General features: G+C 64.3%; 12 protein-coding genes. 4 read left to right on the top strand and 8 right to left on the bottom strand.

The features are described from left to right. The first annotated feature begins 10 nt into the window (after positions 1-10). The 4 genes from AB0H42_RS07795 to AB0H42_RS07780 are packed head-to-tail and all read left to right on the top strand — an operon-like array spanning position 11 to position 8966. Positions 11-3391 (top strand): Swt1 family HEPN domain-containing protein, encoded by a 3381-nt coding sequence (locus AB0H42_RS07795; RefSeq protein ID WP_357051417.1) that lies wholly within the window; start codon positions 11-13, stop codon positions 3389-3391. After that, a complete protein-coding gene (locus tag AB0H42_RS07790) occupies positions 3388-4926 on the top strand; it encodes an ATP-binding protein (RefSeq protein ID WP_357051414.1) in 1539 nt (512 codons plus the stop codon). The genes AB0H42_RS07795 and AB0H42_RS07790 overlap by 4 nt, the downstream gene beginning before the upstream one ends. Positions 4927-4974: 48 nt before the next feature. After that, a complete protein-coding gene (locus AB0H42_RS07785; protein WP_357051411.1) occupies positions 4975-5955 on the top strand; it encodes a PD-(D/E)XK motif protein in 981 nt (326 codons plus the stop codon). Then, entirely contained in the window at positions 5952-8966 is a 3015-nt protein-coding gene (locus AB0H42_RS07780; RefSeq protein ID WP_357051409.1) for a Z1 domain-containing protein, read from the top strand. The genes AB0H42_RS07785 and AB0H42_RS07780 overlap by 4 nt, the downstream gene beginning before the upstream one ends. Positions 8967-9095: 129 nt before the next feature. On the opposite strand, the gene AB0H42_RS07775 is transcribed toward AB0H42_RS07780, so the two are convergent. The 8 genes from AB0H42_RS07775 to AB0H42_RS07740 form a co-directional block, all read right to left on the bottom strand. Beyond that, the gene (locus AB0H42_RS07775) at positions 9096-9776 is read right to left on the bottom strand and encodes a response regulator transcription factor (protein ID WP_357051406.1); all 681 of its coding nucleotides are present in this window, start codon (positions 9774-9776) and stop codon (positions 9096-9098) included. After that, complete coding sequence (locus tag AB0H42_RS07770) at positions 9773-10981, bottom strand: histidine kinase (RefSeq protein ID WP_357051403.1); 1209 nt, start codon at positions 10979-10981, stop codon at positions 9773-9775. Before AB0H42_RS07770 ends, AB0H42_RS07775 begins: the two co-directional genes overlap by 4 nt. Beyond that, positions 10978-11868 (bottom strand): CPBP family intramembrane glutamic endopeptidase, encoded by an 891-nt coding sequence (locus AB0H42_RS07765; RefSeq protein ID WP_357051400.1) that lies wholly within the window; start codon positions 11866-11868, stop codon positions 10978-10980. The genes AB0H42_RS07770 and AB0H42_RS07765 overlap by 4 nt, the downstream gene beginning before the upstream one ends. Positions 11869-12101: 233 nt before the next feature. Next, positions 12102-12890: an ABC transporter permease gene (locus tag AB0H42_RS07760; protein WP_357051397.1), complete on the bottom strand. Its 789-nt coding sequence runs from the start codon at positions 12888-12890 to the stop codon at positions 12102-12104. After that, positions 12887-13624 (bottom strand): ATP-binding cassette domain-containing protein, encoded by a 738-nt coding sequence (locus AB0H42_RS07755; RefSeq protein WP_357051394.1) that lies wholly within the window; start codon positions 13622-13624, stop codon positions 12887-12889. The genes AB0H42_RS07760 and AB0H42_RS07755 overlap by 4 nt, the downstream gene beginning before the upstream one ends. Before the next feature lie 133 nt (positions 13625-13757). After that, positions 13758-14240 carry a hypothetical protein gene (locus AB0H42_RS07750; protein ID WP_357051391.1) on the bottom strand — a complete coding sequence of 161 codons (483 nt, stop codon included), beginning with the start codon at positions 14238-14240 and terminating at the stop codon, positions 13758-13760. A gap of 178 nt (positions 14241-14418) precedes the next feature. After that, positions 14419-15651 (bottom strand): cytochrome P450, encoded by a 1233-nt coding sequence (locus AB0H42_RS07745; protein WP_357051388.1) that lies wholly within the window; start codon positions 15649-15651, stop codon positions 14419-14421. Further along, on the bottom strand, positions 15648-16964 hold the full coding sequence (locus AB0H42_RS07740; RefSeq protein ID WP_357051385.1) for a cytochrome P450: 1317 nt from the start codon (positions 16962-16964) through the stop codon (positions 15648-15650). Before AB0H42_RS07740 ends, AB0H42_RS07745 begins: the two co-directional genes overlap by 4 nt. Positions 16965-17671: the final 707 nt, after the last annotated feature.

The raw sequence follows: 17671 nt of genomic DNA, 5'->3' as shown, positions 1-17671 counted from the left end.
AGTACTGATCATGGCAGTCAGCAATCGTGACCGCGTCGGAAGCGCACTCGACCTCCTCGCCGGCGCCCTCGAACCCTTCGTCGCCAGCGCGCTCGCCGAGGAGGTGCCCGCAGGCGCCGAGTGGACCAAGCTCCTCGAAGCACGGGACAACGAAAAGTCATCGTCTCCCCGCGGCGGGTACAACCGTGGCGACCTTCAATGTCAACTCCGCGCGATCACTGAACGCTTACTCCCACAGTGGTTCCCCTTCGAAAACCTGCTGGCCAGGTCGGAGATCAACCTGGCCAGTGAACTCCGCGAAGTGCGAAACCGATGGGCTCACCAAAACCCCTTTAGCTACGACGATGCCTACCGTGCCCTCGACACAACCGAGCGGCTTCTCCGCGCCATCAATGCTCCGGAGCCGGCGGACACGGTTCGCAGCACGCGGCAAGTTCTCCAACAGGAGCAGTTCGAGACAGGCGTAAAGCGGGCCACTCGCGCCCAGACTGCTCTTCCCACACTGTCGAGTGAGGGCCTGCCGTCATGGAGAAGCGTCCTGCGCCCACATCCTGATGTCGAAAGCGGCAACTACGCGAAGTCCGAGTTCGCGGCGGATCTCTACACTGTGGCCCAGAACGCCGGCATCGCCGAGTATCAGGACCCCGTCGAGTTCTTTCGTCGCACATATGTAACCGAAGGGCTCGGTGACCTGCTGAAGCTGGCGGCGCGGCGGGTAGCCGGCGACTCCAACGCCGAACCCGTGATCAACCTCCAGACGAACTTCGGTGGCGGCAAGACCCACTCCATGCTCGCAGTGTGGCATCTGTGCTCCGGAACTGACATAACGGATTACCCGCAGCAGGTGCAGGACGCTGTCGATGACACCAGAGTTCCGTCCGGTGTGCGGAGGGTAGCGCTGGTGGGCAACGAGATTCCACCCGGGCAGCCGCTCCCGGCGAAAGAAGACGGCACCGTCGTCCACACTCTTTGGGGAGAACTGGCATGGCAACTCGGCAAAGCCGAGGGATATGCCATGGTCGAACAGGCCGACCGCACGGGCACCAACCCCGGATCCGTGCTCGAGGACCTTCTCCGTCGATTCGGGCCCGCAGTGATTTTGATCGACGAGTGGGTCGCCTACGCACGCGGTCTCTATGGGCGGGAAGACCTTACCGGTGGCACCTTCGAGACACAGTTCACCTTCGCTCAGACACTGACCGAGTCTGTCAAGCGAGTGCCCGGAATCCTTCTGCTCGTCTCCATCCCGGCATCCGATGTTCGGCTCGGTGAGAACGGCGAAGAGAAGGACGCCAGCGACCTCGAGATCGGCGGAGCCAATGGTCGCGCAGCCCTGGACCGCCTCCAGAACGCGGTGGGCCGGCTCGCCTACCAGTGGCGGCCGGCATCGTCACGAGAATCGTTCGAGATCGTCCGCCGACGGCTCTTCCAGGATCCTGATGCCGACGCGCGCACTCTGATCGGCGCAACCGCACGCCGCTTCGTCGAGTTCTATCGCGAGCACATCGGCGAGTTCCCGAGCGAGACCAGGGAAGTCGCGTACGAGCAGCGGATCCGCGACGCCTATCCGATTCACCCGGAACTGTTCGATCGCCTGTACGAGGACTGGTCCAGCCTCGAGCGATTTCAGCGCACTCGCGGTGTTCTGCGCCTGATGAGTGCGGTCGTCAGTTCCCTGTGGATGGCCGGCGACGAGTCGCCGTTGATTATGCCCGGATCGATCCCCTTGGACGCGATCGGCGTGCGAGACGAGATCACACAGTACCTCAACGACCAGTGGAAGCCGATCATCGACGCCGACATCGACGGTGCCGGATCGGTGCCTCAACGCATCGACGCGGAGCGACCGTTGTTCGGCAAACGATCTCTGACCCGACGGATCGGCCGCAGCGTGTTCCTCGGGTCTGCGCCACGACTGCACACGGCACACAAGGGAATCGAACGGCAGCGGGTGTTCCTCGGTGTCGCGCAGCCGGGCGATACGGTCGGCAACTTCGGGTCCTCGCTGCAGATGCTCGGCGATCGTGCCACGTACTTCTATGCGGACGCGGACACCTACTGGTACGACGTCCAGCAGTCGCTCAGTCGGCGGGTGCGAGACCAAGCCGAGCAGCTGTCGATCGGTGATGTGTGGGCGGAGGTAGTCGAACGGCTGCAGCGTACCGAAGTATCCAACCCTGGTGATTTCTCCGAGGTCCAGGTCGCGCCGGAGTCCTCCGCCGACGTTCCCGAGGCATCCGGTGTAAGGCTCGTCATCCTCGATCCGCGACTCGTACACGCTAACCGCAGCACTAGTTCGAGCGCGTACGAGTTCGTCGAGAAGCTCGTCAATTCACGCGGCAGCGCCCAGCGTGAACGACGGAACACCGTTATCGCACTGGCCGCCGACCACCAGCGGCAGCCTGAATTGGAATCAGCGGTGCGCGCCCATCTGGCGTGGCGCAGTGTCGTCGAACGCATCGACGCAGAGTCGGCCTTCACCCATCAGCAGGCAGCGCAGGCTCGCCGGCGGATGGACGAGACCAACAAAGCGATCGGGCAGCGCATCGCTGCCACTTTTATCTGGGTTCTTTACCCCGAGCAGCCCGACGGCTCGCGTCCACTGACTATCGTCTCCCGCAAGGTCGAAGGGCGGGGTGAGGCGTTGGCCCGAACGGTCAGCAAACGGGTGGTCACAGACGACATTCTCCGTACCAGTACCGCGCCGAGAAACGTCCGCATGGACCTGGACAACCACCTGCGCAACCGCTGGAACGACGGACGAATCGCTCTTGGTGAGTTGTGGGACTACTACACCAAGTACCCGTACCTTCCGCGGATGAAAGACCGCGCGGTTCTCGACCGTGCGGTGCAGGACTCACTCGGAGATATCGGCTGGGAGACCGGAGGGTTTGCCGTCGCAGACGGGTACGACGAGGCCACCGGAGACTTCCTCGGACTCGTCCTGCCGCACTCGGGTCGCCTCTCGCGTCTCGTAGACACGACGCTCCTGGTCGCCCCGCACCTCGCGATGGCGCAGCATCAGCGAGAACTCAGTGCGGTCGAACGCCGCGCGCAGGAGCTCGTGTCGGAGCAGCGCAAGGCGGATTCCGGTTCCGTCGCGGAAGACACGATTCGGACGAAGCCCGTGCAGGAAAAGCCACAGGTGACACGAAACGCGAGGTTCATCGCTCGCTTCAACGTCGATCCGGACAGCAGCATCGAAGAACAACTGGCCACCGTCGTGCGCGAGGTACTCGACAGACTGCACGGCGGAGCCGACACATTCGACGTCACACTCGATATCGAGGCTGAGCGTTTCGACGGTTTCGATGATGCAGTGGTGAGGACGGTCTCCGAGAACTGCCGGACCATCGGATTCTCGAGGGCCAGGTTCGAGGACGGGCAGTGAACGGAGAGCGCCCGGTCGTCGTCGACACGAAGACCCTCCCTCCGGACCCATCGCTCGTCCGGAGCTTGGGCCTCCACCATTCCCTGACCACCGCCATCGCCGATCTCGTGGACAACAGTATCGATGCAGGCGCGAAGCATATCCTGATCCGGTTGGAGCAGAGAGGTATCCGGACTGTCGGCCTTGCCGTCATCGACGACGGGAGAGGAATGGACGAGTCGGCTGTCGACAGCGCAATGACGTACGCGAAGAAGCGCGACTACGGCGACAGCGACCTCGGCCACTTCGGACTCGGGTTGAAGGCGGCGTCTCTGAGCCAAGCCGAGACACTCGTCGTGTGGTCGCGGGCATACGGCGCAAACGCCGTCGGACGAATGCTCAACCGTGAAGAGGTCGGTCGCAACCACGCGGTGTCGGTGTTGTCCGGAAAACAGGCCGAGGAACGGCTCGCTAATACTGCGGCAGGCTTCGACACCTCGACAGGCACCATTGTGGAGTGGCGTGACGTCTATACCTTCCTGTCGTCGGACGACCCCGGCGATCAGGCAAGTTGGCTGGAACAGACGATCAATGAAATCCGTACCCACCTCGGAGTCGTCCTCCACCGAATTCTCGCCACCGGTTCACTTGCAGTGACTGTGCAGCAGTACGATCTGGACCTGAAGGCTGCAGGTATACCTCGAAGTGTCGAGCCTATCGACCCCTTCGGGTACCGAGCAGTTGGCGCATCTACATATCCGCGCATGCTCACCGTGACGCTGCCCGGTGTGCCCGAACCCGTCAGCGCGGTGGCACACATCTGGCCCGCAGCGGCCCAGGAAGACGGCTACCGTCTCTTCGGTCGACCCGGACGTGAGCACCAGGGCTTCTATTTCTACCGCAACGACCGGCTGCTTCAGATCGGCGGCTGGAACGGAATAGCGCACGCGAAGCCTGCGTACGAGCTCGGTCGCGTAGCGATCGAACTCCGCGACGACATCGACCGGTTCGTCACGATCAATCCAGAGAAGTCGGGCCTCGTACTGGCCGCCGAGTTCGACGAGGCGATTCGGAAGGCGCGCTTCGACGAGGGGCGGGGTGGATTCGCTGAGTACCTTACAGATCTGGAAGACCGATCGCGGCAGTCCCGGGCGCGAAAAAGGTTGCCGGTCACGCTCGTCGAACCGGGCTTCGGCCTACCCGGATCGGTGATCGACGTCATCGACGAGACCGTTCAGATCAGCGAAGCGACAGAAGCTATCGAGATCCGGTGGCGTGCACTTCCGCTGGACAAGGTTTTCGAGGTTGATCTCGAAGATCACAGGCTCAACTTGAATGCGCGGATGCGAGATGTTCTCGTCGGTCATCGCAGCCGCGACCCTGACGACGCGCCCGTTCTTAAGGTGCTGTTCCTCTTGCTCATGTCGAACACGTTCGAAAGCTCCTGGCTCGGGCCGGCCGAGCGGCAACGGCTGGATGCGTGGCAGGAAATCCTCCTGTCGGCGGTCGACGAGCAGCGCCACGCCACGGAACATCGCAGTTCATCGTCAGACTGAGCCACGAGTTCACAGCTAGTGTTCGCACGACAAGCGAGGCGGAAGATTTTGGCAGATCCGAACGAGTACATGACACCGGAAACCCTAAACACATACTTCGAGTCGGGTACGCCGACGGTTCAGGTGCTCAGCACTGATCCACAATGCTGGTTGAGGATCGACCCGGTCCGGGATGCACTGCAGTTGTTCACACCCGAGATGGGCGACATCCCCGATCTCGTTGCCTATTCGCGACTGACAGTGGACCTCGACGAGATGGACGACGTCGCGTGCTACCGGGTCGATGTTGAGGCGGGTGACGCCCGGTATGAGGGATACAGTTTCCTCGCGGCGGTGGTCGACGCGATGAAGTCGGGGCAGACGCTCGCGGCGGCGACACAAGGCTCGGTTCGCACCTTCAAGGACCTCCTTGCAAAGCGGAGGGGTCTGACACCGGAGAGAGAACAGGGTCTGATCGGTGAGCTTCTCCTACTCAGGCACCTGCTGGACGCGGTCGGTGAACACGAGGCGCTGAAGGCATGGCTCGGCCCCCAATCCGAGGAACACGATTTCGTTCTGAGCGAGTGCGACGCCGAGGTCAAGACCACGACCTCAGAGAAGCGCGTGCATACGATCAACTCGGCAACGCAGCTCCAGTCGTCGCCGCAGCGTGCCCTGTGGCTGGTCTCGATTCAACTGACCAAGGCAGGCGCAGCGAGTGACAGCACTAGCCTGGCGATACTCGTCGGCGAGATCCGCAACCGCCTGAGCGTTGCACGTGAGCGGTTCCTCGAATACCTGGTCTCGCTCGGTTGGCGAGACGCCGACGCCGACCTATATCGAACGAAGTACATGCTGCGGTCCCAACCGGCCGCCTACCTGGTAGACGACGACTTTCCTGCAATAACCCAGCCTCGAATCGATGCGGTCGTTCCGCAGTCCCACTTTGTCGGTGGCATCTCGTACCGTATCGACGTCTCGTCACTGCCGGCATCCGTGCCACCGCAGCCACTTACCGAGTTCGTCAAAGCCCCTGGGAGGAACACGTGAACGACACCGCGATCGTAGACGAGCAGATCGCCGGGGTGATACTGCAGGAGTTGAAGGCACTCGAAGGTGCTGCCCCGGAGAATCTGCTCGAGAGTGTTGCGTTCAGGGCTCGTAAGGAAAGGCCCGGGGGAGTACCCGAACTAGAAATTCTCGCCGTCCTGACGGCAGCGGACCCGAACCTGGCGGCAAAGACTAAGTTCCGTATCCTGCTGACGAAGTGGGATGACGCCGAATCGGGCGAATGGATGTTCGAGACTGCCCCGAGGTCGCTCGAACGCCGCAGTCTTGTATACAATCAGCTTGGATTCGACGAATCCAGCTACGACGCCCTCGACAAGGAGTACCCGCGCGACCTGAGTGGTTCGACGGTGATCAGTGTACCGATGCAGTGGGATCCTTGGTACACCGGTAAGCGCCGTGCCGAACATGATTTCTACTGGAGTGCCTACCACGGAGTCCTTCAGAAGGGCTGGGATTCGGAAGCGATAACCAAACTCGACTCCGCAACAGACGAGGTTGTGAGCCGCCTTGCTGACCCCGAGCGGGATGCGTCATACCAGTCCAAAGGTCTCGTCGTCGGCTACGTTCAGAGTGGCAAGACCGCCAACTTCACCGGAGTAATTGCGAAGGCGATCGATGCCGGTTATCGCCTGATCATCGTCCTGACCGGCACGGTGGAGATTCTTCGTAGTCAGACACAGCGGCGCCTGGATATGGAACTCGTTGGTGAGGAGAATATTCGCGGCGGAATTGATCCCGATGACGCCGAACTCATGGCTGGTGTCGACTATGCGGGTCAGGGCGACCAGGACTGGTTTGACGGCAAGTTTCTTCAACACGGCGTGAACATCGCTGAGCAGGATGGTATTCCAGGAATAGTCCGTCTAACGTCACCGAACTGGGACTACAAGAAGCTCCTGGCAGGACTCGGTGCACTCGACTTCCGAGGCGGGCACGAGCTCGCAGTGAAGAGCAAGAAGCTGTACGACCCGGCCAACCTGCACGGTACGAACGTTCGCCTCGCTGTTGTGAAGAAGCACAAGGGCACGCTTGAGAAGCTTGTCGCGGACCTGAAGCGCATTCACACACGGATGGACGAAATCCCAACGCTGATCATCGACGATGAGGCCGATCAGGCATCCGTCAATACCATCAACCCGAACCGCAAGGGAAGGTCGAGCGAAGAGATCGAGCGGACTGCGATCAACAAACAGATCTCTGCGCTTCTCGAACTGCTTCCCCGTTGCCAGTACATCGGTTATACTGCGACACCTTTTGCGAATGTATTTGTAGACCCTGACGATTCCGAGAACATTTTCCCCAAGGACTTCATCGTCTCGCTCGACCGGCCGGTCGGCTACATGGGTGGATCCGACTTCTACGATTTCGATCGGGACTTCAGCAATACCCCCAAGACGCCGGCTACGTCGAATGAAGCCGCATTCGTTCGCAACATCGACAGCAATGCGGGCGACGAACGCATCGCCACTCTACAACGCGCAATCGACTCGTTTGTACTCGCGGGCGCCATAAAGCTGTACCGTGAATCGCGCGGCGCCAAAGAGTTTCGTCACCACACAATGCTTATTCACGAATCGGTAAAGACGGCAGAGCACAATACGCTGCGGGTAGAGGTCCAGCGGCTATGGCAGCGGTCGGCCTACAGCTCACCGGTCGGACTCGATCGACTCCGCGATTTATGGTCGGACGACTACGAACCCGTATGTCGTGCCCGCGCTGAAGATAAGGCCGAGATCCCGTCCCACTTCGACGAGTTGATCCGATTCATCGGCAAGGCGGTTGACAACATCTCGTCACTGAACACCCCAGTTCTTGTCGTGAATGGCGACACGGATATTAACCAGCCAGCGCTCGACTTCCAGGCGGCCAAAGTATGGAAGATTCTCGTCGGTGGCACGAAATTGAGTCGAGGATTCACTGTCGAGGGTTTGACCGTCTCATACTACACACGACGCACTTTGATGGCGGACACCTTGATGCAGATGGGGCGTTGGTTCGGCTTCCGTCGTGGGTACCGGGATCTGGTTCGCTTGTACGTGGGACGCGCAATCACGGCCGGAACCAAGACGTACGACCTCTATGAGGCCTTCGGTGCAATCATTCAGGACGAGGAGGAGTTCCGTGACGAGCTAAAGCGGTTCGCGGACACCGAGGAAGACGGCCGGCCCAGCTTCACCCCGATCGATGTACCGCCGCTTGTCTACCAGAGGCTTCCGTGGCTCAAGCCGACTGCCGGCAACAAGATGTACAACGCAGAACTAAAGTTTCGAGGTGAAGGCGCGAAGCTTGTCGACTTCACGATGCAGGATGTGCGAGGAAAGGGCGACGGCAACGCCGCCCATTTCGCTGCCATCCTCCCGCTGCTGGATGCACTCGACAAAACTGGTAAGTTCGAGTACCGGGAGAAGCGAATCGAAGGCGATCGCGACGGCAGTTTCTCAGCGAGGTACGGTCTCCTCGATGCTCAGTCGATACTCGATGCGCTCAACCATTTCCGATGGGCTCCGAATTGGGAGTTTGGTCCCCACGCGGCCTTCTTGAAGAGGGCAATCGAAGCGAAAGAGCTCACCGATTTCGCGATACTGTTGCCGCTACTCGCAAATTGCGAGATTAAGGAGGTAGCAGGTACCGAGCTGTCCGTGCCAGTCATCAAGCGGAAGCGCCGAGAAGACCGGCCGGGGTTCTCCGGTAGCTCTTTCCGTCAGCGGCAGGCCATTGAGCACATCGCTGGTGGTGACAAACTTGGCGGTGTTCTGGCCGAATCACTGTTCACGCCGACGCGAGGGGCACTGTTGCTCTCGTTTGCGGCCGACCCACATGGTGTCGACCCGAAAACCGGTGCGGATCCCGCTGACCTCAAGCCAATTGTCGACCCGAAAGATATTGCGACGTTGTTTTCATACGCCCTGCCGAAGGCTGCAGCGCCGGGCGGCAGGATCGGCTTCGCTGCGAAGAAGAAGGGTAGAGGGCTCGTCGTGACAAACGACTGACTCGCCTTCGGCGGGTTCGGAGGTACCGCCAAGTTGGCCCACCGACCCGGCGTGACGACGAGCGCAAGCGGCCGCCTGCACTGGTCAGCATTGAGATGCGGTCCCGTGGTGGGCCCACTGCTCTCGTGGTCAGTTGGCCTGGGGTTGGCCCAGCGAACGTAGATAAATCAGCGTCGCCTGGACTCGTCGATCACCGTCGAGCAGGGGAAGTTTCGCGAATATGGCGCCGATGTGTTTGCGCACGGCGGCTTCCGAAACCGTCAGAACCTCCGCTATTCCGGAGTTCGTCTTGCCTTCCGCCACCAGTGCGAGCACCTCCCGTTCGCGGGCGGTGAGGTCGGCCAGGGGAGTGCGGTGCCGGCTCGACTTGACGAGGGCTCGGACGACCTCGGGGTCGACGATCGTTTCGCCCGCGGCGACCCGGGAGATGGTGTCGAGGAACTGCCGGACGTGTCCGACGCGCTCTTTCAGGAGGTACCCCACACCGGCAGTCGAATCGTCGCCGAGAATGTCGTCGAGGTAGGCGACGGAAACGTACTGTGACAGAACCACTATCGGTAGGCGTGGGTCGCGGCGGCGTAGCTCGGCGGCTGCGCGGAGGCCGTCGTCGGTGCCGTGCGGCGGCATCCGTACGTCGGTGATCACCAGGTCTGGCGTGTAGGCCGCGCAGGCGTGGAGGAGGCCCGGTGCGTCGCCGACTGCCGCGCTCACCTCGTGCCCGGCCGAGGCGAGCACACTCTCCAGCCCGGCGCGCAGCAGCGGGCTGTCCTCGGCCAGCACGATCCGTAGTCGAGAGGGTGGGACTGTCACACTGTGCACTCCATCCGGATGGTGGACGGCCCACCCGGTGGGCTGGACACCGTCAGTTGTCCGTCCAGGGCCGCGAGACGGCGTTGTAGGCGGTCGAGGCCGTGGCCGCCCACAATGTGGGCGCCGCCCGGCCCGTTGTCGGTGATGCTCACAATCCACTGTGTACCGGTGTGGGTGCCGTGGAGGTCGACTCGGGTGGCGTCGGTGTGCCTGGCGACGTTGGTGAGGGATTCGGCGGCGAAGACGTAGGACATGTGCTCGACCGCTGGTGGTAGCCGGTTTCCCGGGCCGGACGCGTCGTCGAGGTAGATGTGGATATCGAGTGGTAGATCCGCCGCGAGATCGATCAGCGCCGGTGCCAATCCGCGTTCGGTCAGGACCCGGGGCGAGAAGCCGCGCAGGACGGCCCGCAGTTCGCTCAGGGTTTCGTCGACCTGCCGGTGGGCTTCGGCGGCGACGCGGCCGGTGGGTCCGTCCGCGTCCTGGGATTCGGCGAGGCCCAGGGCCATCGACAGGGCGACGAGTCGATGCTGGACGCGGTCGTGTAGTTCGGATTCGAGGAGTTCACGCTCGAACCCTTCCGCTTCCAGCAGCGCGGAGCGGGAGTTCTCGATTCGCGCGGCTTCGCGCTGCCAACGGTCGGCATCGGGGACCAGCAGCGTCCGAGCCACCAGCGCTTCGAGCGCCGACCAGGCGCTGAGCAGTACCAACAGCAGGATCGCGGCGACGAACGCCACGCCTGTGCAGATCCATGCTTCCGCCGGCTCATCGACCACCCAGGGACCGAGGTCGAAGTAATCACTCCGGACGAGGCGCGGCGCGGCGAGCAGGACCGCGGCGAGGATGAAACCCAGCACTGCCAGGCAGCACACCGCACCGCCGAACACTGTGGTGGCGACCAGGTAGATGGCGTGGCGGGCAGTGGGCAACCGGCGCTCGGCCGCCGCGGCCCGCACCCGGGCCGTGGCGTGGTCCGCGGTCTCGGGGTCGACGAGTCGGAGCCGGGCGCACTGGAGTCGCAGCATCGGCTCCCACAGGGCGGTCCGCAGATCGCGGGTGAGCCCGAGCAGTACTACCGGTACGAAGCCGACCGCCGTGGCTGCTGCGAGGATGCCACCGCAGAGTACGGAGAGCAGCGCGCGCCACGGCCAACGGGAAATGAGGAAACGCGGGCCGGTCCGGAGTGCGGACCCCACCGCGGTCACTGCTGGACTACTGCCGTCGTCGCCGGTTGCGCGCTCCGTGAGTTGCCGCGCTTCGTCGCTATGACGATCCACGCGACCACGGGCGAATATGCTGCGCACATCAGCAGAGTAGTGGCGGCGCCGGAGGGGTCGGCGGTGCCGGCGAACAGTTCCAGTCCCAGCGCCAGCACGAGGTTGCTCCCGCCGTGCAGTAGGGCCGGCGGCCACACCGAACCGCTGCGCGTCCACAACCAGCCGATCACGAACTCGAGTTCGATCGACAGCGGCAACCACAGCACCATGGCGACGAACGCGTCGGCGGCGGTACCGCCTGTGCCCAGATACCCCACCCAGGGCAGCGGCCAATGCCACACACCCCAGATCGCGCCCGTCGCGAACGTGGTGAGGACGGGGCGGCCGGGAACGAGACGGTCGCGTAGATAGGTGGTCCAGCCGAATTCCTCACCGAAGAAGAGCGGCGCGGCCACGACGGGGATGATCGGCGCGAGCGCCAGGAACAGCACATGACCGGAATCGAAGTCGCCGGCCTCGGGACGCCACATGCCCAGCACCAGCGCGAGCCCGAGCGCGAGGGCGAGAACACCGATCGGGAGCAGCGCGGCGATCAGGTACGAGCGCCACTGCCGGGTGAGTCGCAGGGGCAAACCGGCATCGGCGAAACCCTCACGGGTGATCCACCGCCGGGTGCAGACCGCGGCGAGAGCGGGAACGAAAGCTCCGGTCAGCAGTTGGACGACCGGATTGTCGAGGGAGTACCCGACCGCCCCGGCGATCCCCCACGGAATCCACGCTCCGGCGAAGGCGAGTATGAGGAACCAGAGGATGCCCTTGCGCCGGGTCCGGGCGCCGGACCCGAGCGGCTCCCGGTCGGTCAACGCTGTTGTCATGCCCTCATTACAGAGCGGCTGCCGCGGGATGTCGGTGGTGAACGTGACCGTTTCATGGTCGCGTACGCGCTACCTCGAGGGCGACAACCGTTATGCCATTCCCCGACACCTGAACCTCGTCACAGGGGGTTCGTCGGTGGTCCTTCCAGGACCATCGGCGCCCGCCCTCGTGGACAAGGTCCCGAGTGGCGGCGGTCGGGCGGAATCGACCGTCGATGTGTGCCGGCCGCCGGTCAGTAGCCCTTCGTGTCCGTAAGGGAAAGCCGCACCGTACCCACCGCGAAGATCGCCACGCAGACCACGGCGAAGTAGATCAGCGACCCGTTCTGCCCGCCGAACATGCTCTCGATCGTCGCCAACTGCCCCACCCCCAGCTCCCCGTTCTTGAACGGCGACAGCTGTTGCAGCGTCACACCGAAATCCCCCGGGACGAAGGTCAGGAAAACCTCCACCCCGAACTTCCACAGCAGCACGATCATCACCACCAGCCCCGGCTTCGGGACCAGTGCCGCCACTCCCAACCCGAGTGCGGAGATCAGCAGTGTGTAGACCGGGACGCCGAGCAGCAGCTGGACTCCGTCACCCGAGAAGACCTCGACCCTGCCCCAGATCTCGGGGAACAGTTGCGGGAATGCCCACAGGACCAGGAATGTGACGACGGCGGCGGTGACCGCGGCGATCACGCCGAAGACGATGAGTTTCGCTACCGGGAGGATCCAGCGGCGGGTTTGGATGCCGAATACCGTTTCGATCGTGTTGTCCTTGAATTCCGCGCACAGTGAGGACACCCCGCCCGCCATGAGGATGAAGGACGAGAACACGAGAATCCAGTAGGCGGCGTTATTGGTGTCCATACCGCCGGCGCCGTTGAGGGCGTTGGATTCGGTGGCCTTGGCGATACCGAAATTGAGGCCCAGGGGGATCGCGAGGGCGAGGGGGACTATGGCGTACCAGATCGGGCTGCGCCAGGAGAGTTTCGCGAGTTCGCTGCGGACGGCCCGCACGAGATAGGTGGCGATCACCGGGCACCTCCGGTGGCGGCGTATTCGATGCTCTCCTCGGTGATTTCGATGTAGGCGGATTCCAGGGGGCGTGGGCCGGACCCTGCATTCACCAGTTCGTCCTTACTGGTATCGGACAGGACTCTGCCCTTGCCCATGATGACCACGCGGGTGCCGGTGATCTCTACTTCGGTGAGGTTGTGGGAGGCCACGAGCAGGCATGTGCCTTCGGCGGCCAGGCCGAGGAGTAGTTCGCGGAGCCAGATGATGCCTTCGATATCGAGGCCGTTGGCCGGTTCGTCCAGGACCAGAGTTTTCGGGTCGCCGAGAAGGGCGGAGGCGATGCCCAGGCGTTGCAGCATGCCGTAGGAGAATTTTCCGACGGGGCGTTTCGCGACCCGGTCGAGACCGACTCGGTCCAGGGCCGGGCCGACATTCGAGGTGGAGAGGCCGCCGAGCCTTGCCTGCCAGCGGAGATGCTGTTCGGCGGTGTGGCCGGGATTCCGGGCGAAAGCGCCCAGGCTGAAACCTATTTCGGTGATGGTGCTGCGGAAGTCGCGTAATCCGCTGCCGTTCACCGAGATCGTGCCGGAATCGGTGCGGGCCAGGCCGGCGATCATGCGCATCACGGTGGTTTTCCCGGCACCGTTCGGGCCGAGCAAATAGGTTATCGAGCCCGGCTCGGCCTCGAAGGTGACGTCGTCGACGGCGAGTTTCGCACCGAAGCGTTTGGAAACGCCACGAACGCTGATCATAGGAATTCCTGGGTGGCTGGTACCGGATACTGCCGGGAAATGGGGTCCCGGAGATTGTTTCGGGAATGCGTGCCCACACCCGGGCGGAGCGACACCCGGGATCGCGGGGCCGCTCCGGCAGGTATGTCCGAGGTCAGTAGCCGAAGGAGGGGTTACCCTGGCACTGCATTTCCTGGCAGGTGGCCTTCCAGTCGAACTTCCACAGGCCGCCCTCGCGGATGTAGTGGTACAGGACGCTCTGCGCGGGGAAGCCGGCCATGACGCCGTGCACGGTGACCGACATGGTGTTACCGGAGACGTTGACCGGGGCGATGGCGCGACCCTGGATGGAGAAGAAATCCATGGTCTTGCTGGATTCCATGACCCGTTCGAGGGCGGGGCGGGCCGAGGGGCCGTTGAAGCTCACCTCGATTTTGGGGTCCATGCCGATATTCGGGTTCCAGAACGCGGCGAACTGCCTCTCGACCTGCGCCAGGCTGGGGACCTCGTCACGAACGTAGAGATCCGATACCTGGGAGGCTCGGATGGAGAAATCGGCCGACGCGGGCTGCGTCAGGCCGAATCCCATGAGCGCGGTGAGAATACAGACAGCGGCGATTCTGATGAATGTGGACATGACGGCCCCTTCTAAGACCAACCTGCGAAGCGATGCGCCGGGGGCGGTGTGCGCGGAAGTGCGTACCTCGTCCGCCGGTGCTGTCCGGGTGGGGGAACGCAGGGCGAAACCCACTCGGGTAATGCGAAACGCTAGCGACCGGCCTTAGGTTAGTCAATCCTAAGTGCGGGATCGGGGCTCAGACCACAACCGGGAGGGTGTGGTGTCCGTTGGTGACCAGGCTCGGGACGTTGCCGAGGGTGGCGGGGTCGGCGGCCAGGCGCATCTCCGGGAAGCGCGCGAACAGGGCGGGCAGCGCGACCGCGGCCTCGAGCCGGGCCAGCGGGGCGCCGAGACAGTGGTGCACGCCGTGGCCGAAGGCCATATGGTCCTTGGACTGCCGGCTCGGGTCGAAGGTGTCGGGGTGGTCGGGATGGACCCGCGGATCGCGGCCGGCGCCGGCCAGCCCGGCCAGGATGGCGTCACCCTCGGCGATGCGGTAGCCGTCGGGCAGGTCGATGTCCTCCAGGGCGAAGCGCATCGGCATATGGGCGATCGGCGGCTCCCAGCGCAGGGTCTCCTCGATGATCTCGGACCAGTCGAGCTGCCCGTCGAACGCGGCGGTGCGGTGCTCCGGATGGGTGAGCAGGGCGTAGACGGCGTGATCGAGAAGATTGGCGGTGGTTTCGTGCCCGGCGACGATGATGAGCAGCAGGGTGTCGCCCAGCTCTTGCTCGCTGAGTTTCGACCCGTCCTCGTCGTGGGTGGTCATGAGGACGGTGGTGAGATCGTCACCGGGGTTGCGGCGCTTGTAGTCCAGCAGTTCGTGCAGGGTGGTGTAGAGGCCGGCGAAATTGGCCTGGGCCTGCTCGGAGGTGAGGGTGGTGTCGAGGGTGCCGCCGGCGTAGACGCGCAGGGCGGCGGACAATTCGGCGGGCACGCCCATCAGTTCGCCGATCACCCGGATCGGGAGGGCGCAGGCGAAACGGTCGCGCAGGTCGACGGGGTGATCGGCCGGGGTGGTGGCGATATCGTCGAGCAGTTCGGCGGTGATCGCCTCGATCCGGGGACGCAGGGACTGGGTCCGGCGGTGGGTGAACGCCGGAGCCACCAGTTTCCGCAACCGCCGGTGGTCGTCACCGTAGGCGGTGAGCAGATTGGATACGGCGACCCACGGCCACATCACCCAGTCCTGCGGGATCTCACCGGTGTGCATGGCGGGCCAGTGCCGGTGGGCGTCCTTGGAGACCCGGGAATCGGTGAACAGCTTCTCCAGCAGCTCGGCGTCGATCACCGACCAGGCAGGCACGCCACCGGGAAGTTCGATCCGGGCCATCCGGCCGCGGGCCCGGATGCGGTGGATCTCGGTGTGGAAATCGGCGCCGGCGGGGTCGAGGACCAGCGGTTCGGTCTGCGACTGCTCCTGGGTCATCGGGGTGCTCCTGTCATCATCGGGGTCAGGGGAGCGGACGGGGGGAACCGCACGGGGAGTTCGCTCAGGGCGCGATGGAACAGGCCGGGGCGCCAGGTGAGCTCCTCGGCGGGGATGGCGAGCTCGATCTCCGGCAGGGCGTCGAGCAGCTGGTCCACGGCCTCGCCGGCGATGATGCGCGCGATGTCCTCGGCCATGCAGGCGTGACTGCCCTGGCCCCAGGCGAGATGGGAGCGGTTGCCGATCCGTTCGCCGCCACCTATCCGCGGGTCGGTATTACAGGCGGCGATGCTGATCACCACCGGCTGATCGGCCGGCAGCCAGGTGTTGCCGATGAGGATCGGCTGGCGCGGGTAGGAGGTGCAGAAGTTCGGCAGCGGCGGGTCGGTGAACAGCACTTCGTCGATGGCGTCGCGGGTCGACAGCGAACCACCGAGCATATGACTGCCGAACCGTTCGTCGATGAGCATGAGCCGCAGGGTGGTGGTGATCAGCGAGGTGGTCGGCTCGGTACCGGCGGCGTACACCAAGGCCGCCTGCTGCACCATCTCCATATCGTCCAGCCGGGATTCGTGCTGCATCATGTAGGAGGTCACGTCGTGGGCCGGGCAGGTGCGTTTCTGCCCGACGACCTCCATCAGAGCTCCGGCGAAACGCATATTGCCCTCGGCGGCGCTCGCCGCGGAGGTGGCGTCCAGAATCGCCGCCATACCCTCGAACGCGGTGTGCCCGGCTTCCGGTGACAGGCCCATCAGCTCGGTCAGCGTGGCGAAGGTCAGCGGAAACGCATAGTCCGTGCGCAGATCCGCCGTACCCGTCTCGCAGAAATCGTTGATCAATGGGATCGCCAGCCGCTCGATGGTGGCGCGCAGCTGATGCAGATCCACCGCCTCGAGGCCCGCGACAATGGGTGAACGCAGGCGGAGGTGCTCTTCACCGGCCGAACGCAGGGCATTGGGCCGGTACTCCATCATCGGCAGCAGCGGGCAATCCGGTGACACGGTCTCCTGCCAGCGGCGGGGATCGGCCGGGAAGTGGTCGGGGTCGTGCAGGATGCGCAGTGCGTGGCGATATCCGACGACGAGCGTCGCGGGGACGTCCGGGGCCAGATCCACCGGAACCAGCGCGCCGTACCGGCGCCGCATCTCGCGATAGGCGGCGGCGGGGTCGGCGGCGAACTCGGGGGCGTAGAGCGGCACGCGCTCGCCACGGGGTGCGAGAGGCGACCCCTGGGTGGCCGGACGCGTGGACGGAATCGACATGGTCACGTACTCCAAAAGCGGATCGATGGTTCGGTCGAAGGCCCCGATCACGGATGGTCCCGGTGCGCGGCAGCCCGGCAACGGCTGCGGGCGCCCGGGGCGCGTACTTTCGTGTGCTGTTCCCGAGTCGGAACGATCACGGGGCGGTCCGGGTGATTACCTACGGTGCCGGGGCGGAACCGTTTTCGTCACCGGGAATCGGGCCGGAGCACCGCGCGGTGGCGGGGCCGCCGGCCGTCGATAATCGGGGACGGCCCGGTCGGGCGGGCGGGGTGCGCCGGATCGGCCCGACCCCTCGCGCACGGCGGACCGGATGTTGCGTGGAGGAAGCCCGGCGGCAGGTGTGCGGGGCCGGCGAGGTGCGAGGGGTGCACCCGCCGCTGTCCGCTACGCGGGAATCGGGTTGCCGACCGAAGAGGGCGCGCTCGCGGGTCGCGGTGGCGCGCAGGCGGTCGCGCGGATGGGACGGCCCGGGCGCCGGCGGTGGCGCGGCACGCTCCGGCACAACGAATCCCTCCCGCTTCGTCAGATCACGATCGTCCTGAATCCTAGTCCAGCACTTCGGGTTACGTGCGGCGGGCGGAGCGCCGCAGGTCATCGGACCCGGGGGGAGGTGACCGGCAGTCGTTTCGGATCGCGAGTGGCCGAAGGCCACCCGGCCGTGCGATATTAGCAAGGGCGACAGCAACCCCAAGCGGGTACAGGCCCGGGGCGCCGAGGGCTGGTTCAGGGCCCGCGCGGGGGCGCGCCGCGCCGGG

Origin of the sequence: Nocardia sp. NPDC050799, assembly GCF_040654015.1 — a bacterium.
Taxonomy (GTDB): domain Bacteria; phylum Actinomycetota; class Actinomycetes; order Mycobacteriales; family Mycobacteriaceae; genus Nocardia.
This window is presented reverse-complemented; position numbering and strand designations above follow the sequence as displayed.

What these genes read in the sequence shown, in the direction of transcription:
- AB0H42_RS07795 (WP_357051417.1), top strand. Translation starts at nt 11, where the DNA reads ATGGCAGTCAGCAATCGTGACCGCGTCGGAAGCGCACTCGACCTCCTC.
- AB0H42_RS07765 (WP_357051400.1), bottom strand. Translation starts at nt 11,868, where the DNA reads ATGACAACAGCGTTGACCGACCGGGAGCCGCTCGGGTCCGGCGCCCGG.
- AB0H42_RS07755 (WP_357051394.1), bottom strand. Translation starts at nt 13,624, where the DNA reads ATGATCAGCGTTCGTGGCGTTTCCAAACGCTTCGGTGCGAAACTCGCC.
- AB0H42_RS07750 (WP_357051391.1), bottom strand. Translation starts at nt 14,240, where the DNA reads ATGTCCACATTCATCAGAATCGCCGCTGTCTGTATTCTCACCGCGCTC.
- AB0H42_RS07745 (WP_357051388.1), bottom strand. Translation starts at nt 15,651, where the DNA reads ATGACCCAGGAGCAGTCGCAGACCGAACCGCTGGTCCTCGACCCCGCC.